Below are 14,812 nucleotides of genomic sequence, written 5' to 3' on the forward strand. Positions count from 1 at the left end.
TCGAGACTATAACGTTGTCTAAATCCAAGCCCAGCTTCGCCAGAGGGCAGGGACGATCAAAATAATTGGGGAGGATGGGGCCACTCGGTGGAACTCAGGGCTGGGGCTTTGGTTTTCTCCAAGTCCTGAGGATCGCCAAGTGCTTCAAACAATTCGTCCATGGCATTCATGTCGAGGGGCTGAAGTTTAGCTTGGGCACTGGGCTTGGGTAAGCGCCAGTTGTAATGGTTGGGAGTATTGTCCATTGAGGAGTAGGTAAAGACTGACATCTTGAGTTACATCCTGATGGTGAGAGATCACAATGACCGATCTTCAGTGATCATACTGGGGGTAGCCCTAGAGCTACGTGATATCCCCAAAACTGCTTGGAGATCTAGATCTGAGGGTACTCGTGATCTAGATCAAGTTGCCTCGGGGATGTCCCAGGTTTTCTGTCCTTCACTTCGCGCTTGTCCCTAGAATATCCGCATAATCTGGGAGAGTTGTATTTTGTATCATACATAACGTTTTCCCTTGGGGAAGGAATTCGTCCCTGGGATAGAGGGCATCCGGTGAGATCGCTCTAACAATGGGGCCAGTGGTAGCGGGAGTACGGGGACAGATACCCTGGGAAACTAGCCTGAGCAAGACTAGGACGGCAGTAAATACATGACGCTTCATCAGGAAAGATCTATGGACAGTGGTCGGAAATCAGAGACACTCCTATCCTTAGACCCATCGAGTCCACCGATGCCCTGGCACCATTTAGAAGCTGAGGCGATCGCTCAAAAGCTAGATGTGCGATCGCAGGTGGGGCTCTCTAGTGAAGAGGCCCAAGCCCGCCTCAGCCATTATGGGGCCAATGCACTGAAGGGCAAAGCCAGTAAGCCTGCCATCCTGCTGTTTCTATTGCAATTCAATCAACCCTTGCTCTACATCCTGCTGGTGGCGGGTTTGATCAAAGCCTTGCTGGGGCAATGGGTCAATGCCGGGGTGATCTGGGGTGTCACCGTCATCAACGCCATTATTGGCTTTGTGCAGGAATCTAAGGCAGAAAGTGCGATCGCGGCCTTAGCCTCAGCGGTAGAAACCGACGCCATGGTCCGCCGCAATGGCCAAATGATGCAAGTCTCCTCACGGGATCTAGTGCCGGGAGACATCGTACTCCTCACCTCCGGCGACAAAGTGCCCGCAGATCTACGCCTAGTGCGCTGCCGCAATCTCCAAGTAAACGAATCGGCCCTCACCGGAGAATCCGTAGCGGTGGAAAAGCAGGCGAATCTGTGCCTGCCCGAAGACACGCCCCTAGCGGAACGCCACAACATGGCCTACGCCGGGAGTTTTGTCACCTTTGGCCAAGGGGAAGGTTGGGTAATCGCCACCGGGCTCCAAACCGAAACGGGGCGAATCTCCAAGCTGATGGACGAAAGCACCACTCTCGTCACCCCCCTGACCCGCAAATTTGATCGCTTCAGCAAAACCCTGCTGTACATCATCCTCAGCGTTGCTGCTTTTACCTTTGTCATCGGCCTCGGCTATGGCAACTCCCCCATTGAGATGTTTGAGGCGGCAGTAGCCCTAGCGGTCAGTGCCATTCCCGAGGGACTACCAGCGGTGGTGACCATTACCCTAGCCATTGGCGTCTCCCGTATGGCCCGCCGTAACGCCATCGTCCGGAAACTTCCAGCAGTGGAAACCCTGGGCAGCGCTACCGTCATCTGCTCCGATAAGACCGGAACCCTGACGGAAAACCAAATGACGGTGCAGAGCCTTTTTGCCGGTGGGCACCATTATTCTCTTACCGGAGAGGGGTATACCCCGATTGGTGAGGTGCGCGACGGCGAAGAGGAAACCGTTCCCCCCGAACACATACCCCTTCCCTTAGTCCGTTGTTTGCACACTGGAATGCTCTGCAACGACTCAGAACTAGAACATAAAGCAGGGCAATGGGTGGTTGTGGGAGATCCGACAGAAGGGGCGTTGCTAGTGGCGGCCCGTAAGGCGGGCTTTGACCGAGCCGAGTTGCAGCAGACCTATCCCCGACTGGATAGCCTACCCTTCGAGTCTGAGTTTCAGTACATGGCCACCCTGCATCGGGGGCCAGAGGGTCGAGTCCTGTTGGTTAAGGGCTCTACGGAAGCGATCTCGGCTCGCTGTGAACGGATCTTAATGGCGGACGGGGCAGAAGTTCCCGTAGATCGAGACCACATCCTAACGCAGGCGGAACGGATGGCCTCTCGGGGACTGCGGGTGCTAGCCTTTGCCACCAAGCCCCTTGAGCAGGATCAAGTAGACCATGGCGATCTGGAAACGGGGTTAGTGTTCCTGGGCCTCCAGGGCATGATCGACCCTCCTCGGGCCGAAGCGGTTGCAGCGGTGCGCGCCTGTCAGTCAGCGGGTATCCAGGTGAAGATGATCACTGGAGATCACCGGGTGACAGCGGCGGCCATTGCTCAGCGCATGGGGCTCAGCAGCGAAGACCCCATCCTCGCCTTTACGGGCAAAGACCTCGCCACCCAAAACAAATCCGAGCTCGCCAATGCGGTGCAGGACGGCGCAGTTTTTGCCCGAGTGGCACCGGAACAAAAACTGCGCCTCGTCGAAGCACTTCAGCTCAAGGGCCACGTAGTGGCAATGACCGGGGATGGGGTGAATGATGCCCCGGCTCTGAAACAGGCGGACATTGGTATCGCCATGGGGAAGGCCGGAACTGAGGTGGCCAAGGAAGCCGCTGACATGATCTTGACGGATGATAATTTTGCCTCTATCGAGGCGGCGGTGGAGGAGGGACGTGCTGTTTTCCGCAACTTGATGAAGGCGATCGCCTTTATCCTGCCGGTAAATGGTGGCGAGTCCATGACCATTTTGCTCAGTGTGCTGATCGGACGGGGGGATATGTTGCCGATTCTCTCTCTGCAAGTCCTCTGGCTCAATATGGTGAACTCCATTGCCATGACGGTGCCGTTGGCCTTTGAGCCTAAATCCCACACCTTGATGCAGCGCCCCCCCCGCCTACCCAATCAGCCGTTGCTATCCAAAAATTTGCTTAAGCGGATTGGGTTAATTTCTCTCTTTAACTGGATTTTGATTTTCGGCATGTTCGAGTGGGTCTGGCAGAGTGCAGGTAGTATGGGCTGGATTGCCCCTGACCTAATGGGAACAGGTGCGGAACGGGAGCAGACCCTAGCCCTGGCCCGCACTATGGCTATCCAGGCGCTAGTAGCGGGGCGGATTATCTATCTCTTTAGCATCAGCCAGTTTTGGGACAGTGTGGTCGCTAAGATGCGGGGGGTGGCGGTACCCTGGGGGGATGCCTCTGCCATTGGCTATGGCATTCTAGCCGCGATCGCATTTCAGTTCATCTTCAGTCAGTGGGGGGTGATGAACTTCCTATTTTTGACGACGCCTTTGGATGGGCTACAACTGCTGATCTGTATCGGGGCGGCACTGCCCATGACGTTGGTAGCGCTCCTCGCCAACCATCTCAATCCTCAAAACTAAAGATAGTGACGCCACAGTTCTCTGGCGTCACTCTGGCGTCACTATTCCTCCTTCCGCTTTGCTACTCTCGGAATGACAAATGTGACTTTGACTTTTAAAACAGCCTCTAATGTCGGGAGGGTGCGATCGCACATTTCCGAGAATCTTGATGGGCCTGACGTTGGGAGGCAACCACATCCGTAATAGCAATTGTCAGATCCGCCGTGAGGGCCGCCGCCGCCACCTTGAGACCATCGCAAGGCAGTTGATCCTGGAGATAGGCGGCCACATCCAGGGATTTGCCAATAGAGACATCCACATGGGTACCCCAGCCCACCGAAGGATCGCTATAGTGAATTCCCACCGGTACAATTTTCACCCCTAGACGCTCCGGCATCGACTCCGCCTGTACCGCCATTCGCGCCAGACCAGGCTTCAGCCGATGGATCTGACCATCCCGAAAAATATCGCCCTCGGGGAAGATAACCAGCATCGCCCGCCGCCGCATCAGATCAATACCGTGGCGCAAACTTGAAATAGTGGGATGACGGGTATTAACCGGGAATCCCCCCAAGCGCCGAATAAACCAGCCCTGAATACCCTGAACCTCATCGGAAGTGACCATGAAGTGGAGATCACGCCCCGTCACCGGACGCCCTACCGCCATGGGCAAGAGGATGGAATCCCAGCGGGAGCGGTGGGTAGGAGCAAGGATGATTGGTCCCTGAGTAGGTAAGTTGTCTTGACCGGAAATGGTGATGCGACCAAAGTAGGTGGGCAACACCAAGCGTCTCCCCAGAAAATAAATTAGAGGGGTGAGCCAGGGAGAACAGCGGGAGGTCGTGGACGAGTGGGAGTCTGACGGCTTCGGGTGAGATTGTGTCTGGTGAGATTGTGTCTTGGACACAGAGGTAAGAGGTAGTGTGAGTTTCGCGACCATTGCCTGTGAAATACTCCCCAACGACTGAGATGGGCTGTGGCGGCTACTCCTTCAGGGTAGGGAAAAGCCCGTACTGATGGTCTCTGGACAGGACAGTTGGCAGGGTGTCCTGGGCTACTGTTTTTCCAGCTCCCGCTGACTGCCCTTGATGGTATCGTGTCCCAGTATTTTCCCGAAACCCCTCCTCGACAGAACTGCGGTTTATCTTCCTCACCCTGAGGGATGGTGATCTTGACTCTAGAAAGCGCATTCTGTTTCCCCGGTCTAGCATTCCTTGCGCCGCTGGGCAAACCAAGTTTGCAACTGTTGCCCACAGGGTACCCCCAAAATCCCCCCCAACACCGCCAGTCGATGATTAGAGGCGGCACTGTCCGGTAGATTCAGGACTGATCGCACCGCCCCCGCCTTGGCATCCTCTGCACCGTACACTAGCAGGCCGATACGACTGAGGATAATCGCCCCGGCACACATGGGGCAGGGCTCTAGGGTGACATAAAGGGTACAGCCCGCCAGGTGCCAATGGCCTAGGGACTGTCCCGCCGCCCGCAGCGCCAACACCTCGGCATGGGCGGTGGGATCCCCATCCGTTTCCCGGCGATTAGCCGCCTGGGCCAAAATCCGATCCTGAGCATCTACCACCACCGCCCCCACGGGCACCTCCCCCGCCTCTCCCGCCTGGGTAGCGAGATCCAGGGCTAGCGCCATCCATCGCTGGTGTCGCAGTAGAGTCGCGTCAGTCATTGAAAAGCCTCATTCTGTATTGATCGCGGAGCCCCGCGCCCCTACCCCTTTCTTGAATGCCGTTAGGCTATACACCCCCCATGAGATGATCTGCACTTATGCCGCGCCTAGGGATTCAGAAGGGGAGAGTCGGGATCGACACGCACAAATACCGCCAGATCCAGGGCTTCAGGCGTAATTTCAAACTGCAACACTCGCGCCGTGATGCCCAGATCGACCAGTTGCTTGAGGGTGAGTTGGTCCTGTACCCCTTCCACAAACCGATTGATCAATTGCCGGGGCACGGGTTGACCCTCTACCGCTACCAAAGGGTCCACCAAAACCAGACGATGGCCCTCAACGACCTCTAGACCCGACTCCACCGTGGCTTCAATAGCTTCCTGGAGTACTTGATCTTGCAAATCCACCCGTACCCGGATGCGATTGCCCCCCAGGAATTCTAATTGGGGATTGGTGAGGCGGTAGCGGTCTGCCTCTCGGGCTCCCACCTGGCCCGGTAGGCTAAAGGGTAGTTGGTCCAATAATTGCTGGACCCGTTGTGACTGGAGCAGGGTATTGAGATCCTCCAGTTTCAGGACCAAGTGGGCGGCGGATTGAATCGGCGCATCCAGGGCGAGGCGACCCTGCTGCACCCCCGGTAGGTCAATGTCGATGGGGTCGGTTTCTACATCAATGATGTCGATGCGTAACTCTGGCACCGGATAGATTCCTCGTCCTGCCAGCCGCACCCGCTCTACCCGGCCCTGCAAAATCTGGAAGTTGGGGGCGTTGTCGATGCGCACGTCGAGAAAATCTGCCCGGACAAGGCGTTCTCGAATTAGCCCCTCAGCGACGTGATCTGCCACGATGCCGACGGGGGACACCAGGGTAAACAGCCCTGACAGGACAATGGTGAAGAGTTCAATCACTGGGTCAATGCCTCATGAATCCAGCCCTGCAAGGTGGGTACCACATCCGCCAAGGCGAGATCTTGAGATGCCTTGGTGGCCCGCTTTACCACCTCTACTTTGCCCTCCTTCAGCGATCGCCCGGTGACAATCCGGAAAGGAATGCCGATTAGCTCCGAATCCTTAAACTTCACCCCGGCCCGCTCGTCGCGATCATCCAGCAGGGTTTCAATGCCCGCTGCGTTCAAGTCTTGGTATAGCTGCTCAGCGGCGGCCATTTGGGTGGCATCGCCAATGTTGGGCACCACCACAATGGCTTGGTAGGGCGCGATCGCAATGGGCCAGACAATGCCATCCTTGTCGTAGGACTGCTCCACGGCGGCCTGGGCCAACCGGGAGACACCGACGCCGTAGCATCCCATCACCAAGGGATTTTCTTCCCCCGCCTCATTAGTGTAGGTGGCCCCCAGGGCAGTGGAGTATTTGGTCCCTAATTGGAAAATGTGGCCAATCTCAATCCCCCGCGCCGTTTGTAGGGTTTGGCTGGGGTCGTGCAAAGCGCGATCGCCCGCCTGGGCCTTGCGCACATCCACCGTGATTTTGGGTTTAGGAAAGTCCCGATTCCAGTTGCCGCCGACGGTGTGGTAGCCGGATTGATTCGACCCGGTGACGAAGTGGGTCAGGTCTACAGCGGTTTCATCCACCAGCCGCAGAAATTTGGGCTCAATCCCCGCCAGCCCCGCTTGAATATAATCATCTCCCAAATTAGGGGCCATGTAGCCCAGGGGCAGAGGCTTCGTCGCCCACTTGGCCTGGGCTTCCCCATCGGGCACCATCAGGGCTAGCACCGCCGTTGCCCCGTACTGGGGAGCCAGCTTCACCAGTTCGTTTTGTAGCTTCACCTCATTCACATCCTGGTCTCCCCGGATGCTGACCAACACCAGCACCGTTTTGCCATTGTCGTAGGCGACCTGATAGAGGACGTTCTTGACAATCTGAGTGGGGGAGCAGTTGAGGAAGTCCGCCAGGGTTTGAATTGTGGGGGTGTTGGGGGTTTCTAGGGTTTCAAAGGTGGTGAAGGGGGAGGCCACGGCCTCGGGGGGTTGGGACACCGCCTTTTCCACGTTGGCGGCGTATTGGCCATCCTCGGTGTACAGCACCTCATCTTCACCAGCATCCGCTAGCACCATGAACTCCGTGGAGCCAGAGCCGCCGATGGCTCCAGAATCTGCTTCCACCGCTCGGAAGGCAAGGCCACAGCGCCGCAGGATAGTGCTGTAGGCTCGATACATCTCGTCGTAGGTCTGCTTCAGGCTCTCGGCGTCAGTGTGGAAGGAGTAGCCGTCCTTCATGATGAACTCCCGGCCCCGCATCAGGCCAAAGCGGGGCCGAATCTCATCGCGAAACTTGGTTTGAATCTGGTACAGATGCAGGGGCAACTGGCGATAGGAGCGGATCATCTCCCGCGCTACGGCAGTGATCACCTCTTCGTGGGTGGGGCCAAGGCCCATCTTCTGTTCCCGTCGATCCACCAGGGAGAACATAATGCCCTCGGCCTTGGTGTAGGTATCCCAGCGGCCTGACTCTTGCCACAGGTCCGCTGGCTGAAGTTGGGGTAGCAGACATTCCTGGGCTCCGGTGGCGTTCATTTCTTCCCGGACAATGGCGGAGACCTTGTTCAGCACCCGCAATAGTAAGGGTAGGTAGGCGTAGACGCCGCTGGCAATGCGCCGGATGTAGCCCGCCCGCAACAGTAACTTGTGACTGGGAATTTCTGCCTCGGCGGGATCTTCCCGCAGGGTCACAAAGAGCATCTGAGACAGTCGCATGGATTCCGTGTCCTTTTGGCCAAAGCTACATCTCAAATCAGTCTACCGGGAAGGGCTGGTTTTGCACGGCGGCAAGCCTAGATCCTTGGAAACTGGGGGCTTGGGGGGGGTAGTGGGGAGATGCCAGCGGCTGGCAATGGGCATCCGCCAACCCGTGCCAAAGGCACGATCGGTGACCTTTAATACCGGGGGAGCTTGGCGGCGCTTGAACTCAGCGCGGGACACCAAGCGAATGACCCGATCTACGATCTCGGGATCATGGCCTGCTGCCACGATATCTGTCACCGATTCGTGGCCCTTCACCAAGCGGTCCAAGATATCATCCAGCACCTCATAGCTGGGGAGGGAATCTTGATCCATCTGGCCCGGTTTTAGCTCAGCGCTGGGAGGTTTCGTGAGGATATTGGGGGGAATTACCGGAGTAACAGGGGTGCTAGGCAAGGGAAAGGGTAGGATCTCGGCTCCAGCCTGCGACTGGTTGAGCCACTGGCAGAGGGCATAGACACGGGTTTTGGGTACGTCAGCAATCACGGCGAGGCCACCGTTCATGTCGCCGTAGAGGGTGCAGTAGCCTACGGCCATCTCGGACTTATTGCCTGTGGAAAGGAGCAGGTGTCCGAACTTGTTGGCGATCGCCATGAGTAGGTTGCCGCGAATTCGGGACTGAATATTTTCCTCTGCTACGCCGAAGGCTGTACCTGCGAATAGGGGATCAAGGGTGCGATCGTAGCCCGTCATCAGTTCCCCAATGGCCAAGGTTTGGTGGTGGATGCCCAGGTTCTCTGCCAGGGCTTGGGCGTCGCTGAGGGAATGGTCAGAACTGTAGGGGGAGGGCATCAGCACCCCCAAGACGTTGTTGGGGCCGAGGGCCACGGTTGCGATCGCGGCTACCAGAGCTGAGTCAATGCCGCCACTGAGGCCAATCACCGCCTGGGTAAAGCCACATTTTTGAGCGTAGTCCCGCACCCCCAGCACCAGGGCAGACCAGAGTTCGGCGTTGGCATCGGCGATCGCGGGGGTTATGCTTCCAGCCTGTAAATCCTGGCGGCGGGGATCGTAGGTCAAGGTCAGCAGGTCTGGCTGAAAGGTACGGGCGCGCCCAACCACGGTTCCAGACCGATTAACGGCGACGCTGTTACCGTCAAAAATTAAATCGTCATTGGCTCCCACTTGATTGGTGTAGAGAATGGGCACGGCGAAACGGGCGGCGCTGTGGCCTAGCATGGCTTCGCGGGTAGCCTGTTTTTGCACAGTAAAGGGGGAGGCAGACAGGTTCACCACCACATCCACTCCCAAATCCGCAAGGGCTGCGATGGGGTTGGTAGGATATTTGCGCTGGCCCCAAAATTGCTCGTCATTCCACAAGTCTTCGCAAATGGTGACGCCAATGTGCAGGGTCTTCCCTGCCTCAATGGCGAGGGAGAAATGATTCACCTGACGACCGGGTTCAAAATAACGGTCTTCGTCAAAGACATCGTAGGTGGGCAGCAGTTGCTTATGGAAAATTTGTTGTACCCATCCCTTCTCCAGTAACGCCATGCTGTTAAATAGGGGCTTGCCGCCGTGATTCTCCGCTTCGGGATTGCGCTCCACAAAACCGACTAAAACCGCCAAGTTGTCCGGTAGTTGTTGAGCTAGATCTGCTAACGTTGCTCCCATGGCATCAATGAAACCCGGTCGTAGCAGTAGATCGCGGGGGGGATAACCGCAGAGAGACAGTTCTGGCGTTAGCATCAGCCGTGCGCCCTGATCTGCCGCCACCTGAGCCGCCACCAGGATTTTTTCGGCATTACCGGGCAGGTCACCGATGACGGGGTTGAGTTGTGCGATCGCGATGTTCACTTTACACATAACTTACACGTAAAATTATTGGTGGTAATAACGCCATACTTCAAGTATCAGGTTGGTCAAGCCAAAATTGCCTGACCTGTTCAAATCGACCGACACGCCCTTCAATTTTGAGAATCTCTCCAGGATAAAAAATATTCATCAATAGATCGCATAAATGAAGCATCCACTGCTTTCGTGAATAGCCATGCACAATTTGGATGTTATTTGAATTTTTAATTTGAATTTGACCCCAGCCCAATGCCCCGATAGTTAAGCAGCTCCAATCCAGGAACTCAATTGGAGCAAATTTAACATCCGTGACAACTACTTGTAAGCTTTCAACCTTGTATTTGACCATCAATAACGAGAATACATTTGTCTTGCTTTCATAAAATCTAGAAATTCTCTCTACAGATGTAAGGTTTGGCATATTGAATTCAGTCCCTTCCCTATGGGTCTTAACATCGACAATCGTATAAAAATTTTCTGAGTCTATGAAGGCCAAGTCTGCCATAGCCCTCCTGGAGAAATCCCTGGAATATTCTTGGCAAAAATCTCCTAAAAAGTCGTTAAATACATCGGCTATCATGCCTTCCAAGGCATCTCCTGCTGTCCTTGTACTTCTGACAGTTTCGATTGAAAGAAAATCAGCTTGATCATTTAAATAATCTTTTACTTGAAGGGCTAAATCACGATAATGGCCACCGTAGTAAAATGTTGGTTTCATATAGAGATTCTCTGTGAATTGCAAAAATCTGTAGTACAGGGATCTTGTCTGCACAAACAATCTAGCTTCAAGAATCAATTCGGATTTCTATAGTAAACTCATTTGTGTTTCCGACAAAGACGATTGTTGAGTGCTAGAGGATATATTTTTCTTGGAGTTGTTTTGATCTGAAAGTGAGTTACGCTCCCAAAATACACCATCTGAATAACCTTGAATGCTGGCATCCAAATCCGCCAAAGCTAGACGTTTTTCTGCCAAGCAGCAATATTCCTCCTCAATCTCAACGCCGACAAAATTTCGCCCCAGCTTTTTGGCTACTACTGACGTAGTACCACTGCCGAGAAACGGGTCAAAAACCACAGCATTAGGTTCAGAACTGGCTAGGATCAGCTTGGCGATGAGTTTTTCGGGTTTTTGAGTGGGATGATCAGTATTTTCTGGCATTGACCAGAAGGGAATGGTAATGTCCGTCCACAGATTAGACGGATGGGTAAGACGGTATTTTTCCGTTTCCGTTTCTTCCCAATCTTTCGGCTTACCTTCATCCGTTCTATAGGGAGCGATTACTCTGCGTTTAAGCTTAACCGTTTCAACGTTAAAATAGTAGTCATTAGTTACCGTGCAAAACCAAATATCTTCGCAGGTGTTTTTCCAGTTTTGTTTAGCACCTCGCCCTTTTTCTCGTTCCCAAGTAATTCTATTTCTAATCTGGAAGTGTTGTTTTAATACCGGATAAAGGGCGGCTGAAGTTAGCCAGTCGGCACAGACATAAATTGAGGCGTTGGGTTTGAGTAGAGATTTCAATTGGGAAATCCAGGTGTCGAACCAGGCAGCATATTCCTCGTCATTTAACTGCTTGAATTTTCTGCCATTGAAATTCTTGTTAAGATTATAGGGCGGATCAATTATCATTAAATCTACAAAGTTTCGAGGCAAATAGTTCAACGTTTCCAATAAATCTTGGCAAAGAGTTTTATTTAGAATCTCTGCTAGAGCAACTTTTTGATGAAGTTTGACTAGACGTTGTGATAACTTCCTGAATTCATCAGGTTCTAGAGTAAGGGTACGATTTCTAGGGGCGCGATCTTTCATGGTATTGAGGGCTTTGGGTTAGGAGTTTTGAAAGACAGTTAAATAAACACCATAGGTTTGTCTTTGAGGGGCTCAAAGGCCGCAGCATCAAAGCGATAGAGACTGGCGGGGCGACCGGCACCGCGAGAGGTTTTCTGGCCCGTGTCTTCCAGAAAGCCCAGCTTCAGCAATCGGGCACGGAAGTTGGAATAATCGGAGAAATCTTCCCCCAATACCGTCACGTATAGCTGGTACAAATCCCCGAGGGTGAATACCTCTGGCAATACATCGAAGGCGATGGGGCTGTATTCCAGTTTGTTGCGGAGGCGCTGGTAGCCATAGTTAAGGATTTCGTTGTGGTCAAAGGCGAGGCGAGGAACCCGGCTGAGGGGATACCAGGCAATGCCACTGACCCCATCGGCAATTAACTCTGCCTCCGCAAAGCGCACCAGGGCAAAGTGGCTCACCGAGAGATAGCGCACCCCATAGGCATCGCGGCCTTCGCGGGGATCCCGATCGGGACCACCGAAGGTATAGAGCTGTTCCAGATAGAGATTGCTGACCCGAATTTTTTCCGATAGCACCCGGTAGGCAGCATCCTCTAGAGATTCTCCCTGGCGTACTAACGTTCCTGGCAAACTCCAGTAGCCCACAAAGGGTTCTTGATGGCGCATTACCAGGAGCACCAGCAGGCGGTTTTGGTCCGTATCCACCGAGAAGATGACGTTATCCACCCCGACCTTGAAGTCTGCAAGGGCATCCTCCTCTAATGGGTCGGCTGTTTTTCTCTGGAGTTTTCCGGGCATGGTGGATATAGATTTTTTTGATGGATATAGGCTCTGACGGCTGTGGGCAGCGCCTCTGCGTCGTCAGTTTGACGAAAATAGCTGGAGGATATGTCGAATTGTTTGGGAATATCCGCGATCGCAATTTTTCCCCCTTGACGACGCACCTCCATCAAATCATCCTCCGCTAGGGTAAAACCAGGGCGCGGGATTGCCAGCACCTCCACTTGGGCCAGCAATTCCTGGGCACCGTACCATTTGGGCAATTGCCGCACTAGGTCCGAACCCACGACCAAGGTCAACGTTGCCCCCGGCCATTTTGACTGAGCCCGCTGGACCGTCACCAGGGTCCGGGAATCGCTCAGACTCTCATCTAGGGCAATACGTCCCGGCGATGCTGGGATATCCCGAATCATCAACCGCAACATAGCAACGCGATCGCCCAAAGGGCTGAGGTGCTCCTTAAAAGGATTGTCCGAAGCCCAGACCGCCACATGGTCAAACTGGGTCGCCAGCCATCGCAGGATTTCACAATGGCCCCGGTGGGGGGGATCAGCGCTGGTACCGAAGAGGGCGATTTGGGGAGTGGGGGAGTGGGGGGGTGGGGGAGTGGAGGAGTGGGGGAGTGGGGGAGTGGGGTATGTCGTTGATGTGGCTAGAGGAGGGGTGATGGTGGGGCATTGGCGGGGTGGGGGGTGAAGTCGTCACGGTTTTTTTGTGGATTTAGTGGCAGGGGTTGACCAGTGGGAAGCATTTCGAATCAGGGTGACTATCATGGCCAGAATTTGGTCATAGGTCTGGATCAAATCTGCGGATGCCTCTGGACTCAAATAGTGACAATGATGGGCAAATTCGAGCCAGGTTTGGGTTTCAGCCGCTTCTGCCTCAGAATCACTAAGTTTGGAGACAAAGGCGGCCTCATACCTCCGTTTTCGCCAAGCCTCGGCAATATTGGCACAGACAGAACGAGACGATCGACGGATCTGATCGGTTAGTGAGTATTTTTCCTCCTTGGGAAATGTTTTAGTGACTTCAAAGATTGTCATAGCTGCCGCAAAAGCGACTTTGTAGACTTTCAAGTCTTGGTGTTGTCGAATAAACTCACCCACTCCCTTCCCTCCCTAACACCCCAATACCCCACCCCATTACTCGCCCACTTCCCACGCCCCAATACCCTAATACCCCAATACCCTACGTCCCGTCCTCTCCCGCAGCGCCGCCAACGCCGGGGAAATCTCCACCGGGTAGACAGTGGGTGCGGTGATAGCGCGAACAGCGGGGGGTAGGGCTTGGACGCTGTGGGTGGTGCATTGGGCGATGGTGGCTAAATCCTCCGGTGGCGACAATTGTTCTCCATTGTGCATAACCCGCTGGAGTAGGGGTGTGGTATTGGCCGGGGGACTATCTGTCATCAGCCCTAGGGTGTCGCCTTGGTTGAGGTCGGCGGGGCGAAAAATCTGCTTGCATCCGGGGTAGGTGGTTTTGTTATGGGCCTCCTTCATGACGGGAATGCCGTCGATGTCCACTAATTTATAAACGCCGTTGACGGGGGTACCTGTCACCAATCGGGTGCCGAGGCCGTAGCCGTCGAGGCAGGCTCCGGCCTGTTTCAGCCGCTGGATCTCGTACTCGTCCAGATCTCCACTGGCGAAGATGGGGACGCCGGGAAGTAGTTCCCGCACCTGCTGGGAGAGGCTGACCAGATCGCCGGAGTCGAGGCGGACCCCGGCTAGGGCGCTGCGACCATTCTGGTGCTGGGTGGCGAGGCGGCGAGCAGCGGCGATGGTGTCATAGGTATCGATGAGCAGGGGCGCACCGGGAAAGTAGCGATGGAATGCGTCAAAGGCATCGGTTTCGCTGCCCTGGGTGGCGGCGATCGCCATTACCAGGGCATGGGCCATGGTGCCTGCTGGTTTGCGGCCTAGGGTGAGGGCAGCGAGGACATTAGAAGTGGAATCAAAGCCCCCCGCGATCGCGGCCCGTGCGGCCCAGAGAGCAGCCTGGGGGCTAAAGGCCCGCCGGGTGCCGAACTCCAGCAATTGTGCCTCGGGACCCGCCACATCCCGTAAACGAGCGGCGCGGGTCGCGATCAGAGTTTGATAATTCAGAGTATTTAGCAGATAGGTTTCCACCATCTGGGCCTGCCACAGGGGTGCTTCTACCCGCAGCAGGGGCTCATTGGCAAAGACGGCGGTGCCTTCCGGGACGGCCCACACATCTCCGGTGAACTTGGCCCCGCGTAATCGAGACCAGAACGCTGGGGGAGCCTGGGTGAAAATGCCCGTGGCCTCTAGAGCGGCTAAATGGCGATCGCGGATTTGGAACTGGCTTAGAAATTCCAACCCCTGGGCTAGGCCAGCGGCGATGATATAGCCAAAATTTTCCGGCAGACGACGGGCAAAGAGTTCAAAGCTGGCACGGCGCTGATCCAACCCTTCCCCGACATAGCAGGCGGTCATAGTGATCTGGTACAGATCCGTCAGCAGGCTGTAATCCTCTGGGGCGCTCAGCAGGGGCGGCGTCGGCATGGCAAGTCCTCCTGT

The 14,812-nt window shown here is 55.0% G+C and carries 13 protein-coding genes; 1 reads left to right on the forward strand and 12 read right to left on the reverse strand.

The window, feature by feature from the left end; all coding sequences use genetic code 11:
• Nucleotides 1-56: 56 nt before the first annotated feature.
• Nucleotides 57-269: a hypothetical protein gene (locus LEP6406_RS0205755; RefSeq protein WP_008310212.1), complete on the reverse strand. Its 213-nt coding sequence runs from the start codon at nucleotides 267-269 to the stop codon at nucleotides 57-59.
• A gap of 403 nt (nucleotides 270-672) precedes the next feature.
• Here LEP6406_RS0205755 and LEP6406_RS0205760 point away from each other — a divergent pair, with 403 nt between their 5' ends.
• Nucleotides 673-3,480 carry a cation-translocating P-type ATPase gene (locus LEP6406_RS0205760; protein WP_008310213.1) on the forward strand — a complete coding sequence of 936 codons (2,808 nt, stop codon included), beginning with the start codon at nucleotides 673-675 and terminating at the stop codon, nucleotides 3,478-3,480.
• 106 nt (nucleotides 3,481-3,586) lie between these two features.
• On the opposite strand, the gene LEP6406_RS0205765 is transcribed toward LEP6406_RS0205760, so the two are convergent.
• The 11 genes from LEP6406_RS0205765 to LEP6406_RS0205820 form a co-directional block, all read right to left on the reverse strand.
• The gene (locus LEP6406_RS0205765) at nucleotides 3,587-4,243 is read right to left on the reverse strand and encodes a lysophospholipid acyltransferase family protein (RefSeq protein ID WP_008310214.1); all 657 of its coding nucleotides are present in this window, start codon (nucleotides 4,241-4,243) and stop codon (nucleotides 3,587-3,589) included.
• A 420-nt stretch (nucleotides 4,244-4,663) separates the two neighbouring features.
• Complete coding sequence (tadA, locus tag LEP6406_RS0205770; RefSeq protein WP_008310215.1) at nucleotides 4,664-5,140, reverse strand: tRNA adenosine(34) deaminase TadA; 477 nt, start codon at nucleotides 5,138-5,140, stop codon at nucleotides 4,664-4,666.
• Nucleotides 5,141-5,247: 107 nt separating this feature from the next.
• Nucleotides 5,248-6,048, reverse strand: coding sequence for an LmeA family phospholipid-binding protein (locus tag LEP6406_RS0205775; protein ID WP_008310216.1), 801 nt, complete (start codon nucleotides 6,046-6,048; stop codon nucleotides 5,248-5,250).
• Nucleotides 6,045-7,856 (reverse strand): proline--tRNA ligase, encoded by a 1,812-nt coding sequence (gene proS / locus LEP6406_RS0205780; RefSeq protein WP_008310217.1) that lies wholly within the window; start codon nucleotides 7,854-7,856, stop codon nucleotides 6,045-6,047. Before proS ends, LEP6406_RS0205775 begins: the two co-directional genes overlap by 4 nt.
• 42 nt (nucleotides 7,857-7,898) lie before the next feature.
• Entirely contained in the window at nucleotides 7,899-9,707 is a 1,809-nt protein-coding gene (locus tag LEP6406_RS0205785) for an NAD+ synthase (protein ID WP_008310218.1), read from the reverse strand.
• 40 nt (nucleotides 9,708-9,747) lie between these two features.
• A complete protein-coding gene (locus LEP6406_RS0205790) occupies nucleotides 9,748-10,413 on the reverse strand; it encodes a hypothetical protein (protein ID WP_008310219.1) in 666 nt (221 codons plus the stop codon).
• 87 nt (nucleotides 10,414-10,500) lie between these two features.
• Nucleotides 10,501-11,505: a DNA-methyltransferase gene (locus LEP6406_RS0205795; RefSeq protein WP_008310221.1), complete on the reverse strand. Its 1,005-nt coding sequence runs from the start codon at nucleotides 11,503-11,505 to the stop codon at nucleotides 10,501-10,503.
• 38 nt (nucleotides 11,506-11,543) lie between these two features.
• Nucleotides 11,544-12,290 (reverse strand): NUDIX hydrolase, encoded by a 747-nt coding sequence (locus LEP6406_RS0205800; protein WP_008310223.1) that lies wholly within the window; start codon nucleotides 12,288-12,290, stop codon nucleotides 11,544-11,546.
• Complete coding sequence (locus tag LEP6406_RS0205805) at nucleotides 12,251-12,940, reverse strand: nicotinate-nucleotide adenylyltransferase (RefSeq protein ID WP_081748028.1); 690 nt, start codon at nucleotides 12,938-12,940, stop codon at nucleotides 12,251-12,253. Before LEP6406_RS0205805 ends, LEP6406_RS0205800 begins: the two co-directional genes overlap by 40 nt.
• A gap of 33 nt (nucleotides 12,941-12,973) precedes the next feature.
• A complete protein-coding gene (locus LEP6406_RS0205815; RefSeq protein ID WP_008316551.1) occupies nucleotides 12,974-13,378 on the reverse strand; it encodes a four helix bundle protein in 405 nt (134 codons plus the stop codon).
• Nucleotides 13,379-13,444: 66 nt separating this feature from the next.
• On the reverse strand, nucleotides 13,445-14,797 hold the full coding sequence (locus tag LEP6406_RS0205820; protein WP_008316549.1) for a nicotinate phosphoribosyltransferase: 1,353 nt from the start codon (nucleotides 14,795-14,797) through the stop codon (nucleotides 13,445-13,447).
• Between the last annotated feature and the right edge of the window lie 15 nt (nucleotides 14,798-14,812).

It is taken from the genome of Leptolyngbya sp. PCC 6406, from assembly GCF_000332095.2.
In the GTDB taxonomy this organism is placed as follows: Bacteria; Cyanobacteriota; Cyanobacteriia; order Phormidesmidales; family Phormidesmidaceae; genus PCC-6406.

Bases quoted from the DNA above. Each gene is read 5' to 3' on its own strand.
- LEP6406_RS0205755 (WP_008310212.1), bottom strand. From the start codon at position 269: ATGTCAGTCTTTACCTACTCCTCAATGGACAATACTCCCAACCATTAC.
- LEP6406_RS0205760 (WP_008310213.1), top strand. From the start codon at position 673: ATGGACAGTGGTCGGAAATCAGAGACACTCCTATCCTTAGACCCATCG.
- tadA (WP_008310215.1), bottom strand. From the start codon at position 5,140: ATGACTGACGCGACTCTACTGCGACACCAGCGATGGATGGCGCTAGCC.
- proS (WP_008310217.1), bottom strand. From the start codon at position 7,856: ATGCGACTGTCTCAGATGCTCTTTGTGACCCTGCGGGAAGATCCCGCC.
- LEP6406_RS0205785 (WP_008310218.1), bottom strand. From the start codon at position 9,707: ATGTGTAAAGTGAACATCGCGATCGCACAACTCAACCCCGTCATCGGT.
- LEP6406_RS0205790 (WP_008310219.1), bottom strand. From the start codon at position 10,413: ATGAAACCAACATTTTACTACGGTGGCCATTATCGTGATTTAGCCCTT.
- LEP6406_RS0205795 (WP_008310221.1), bottom strand. From the start codon at position 11,505: ATGAAAGATCGCGCCCCTAGAAATCGTACCCTTACTCTAGAACCTGAT.
- LEP6406_RS0205800 (WP_008310223.1), bottom strand. From the start codon at position 12,290: ATGCCCGGAAAACTCCAGAGAAAAACAGCCGACCCATTAGAGGAGGAT.
- LEP6406_RS0205820 (WP_008316549.1), bottom strand. From the start codon at position 14,797: ATGCCGACGCCGCCCCTGCTGAGCGCCCCAGAGGATTACAGCCTGCTG.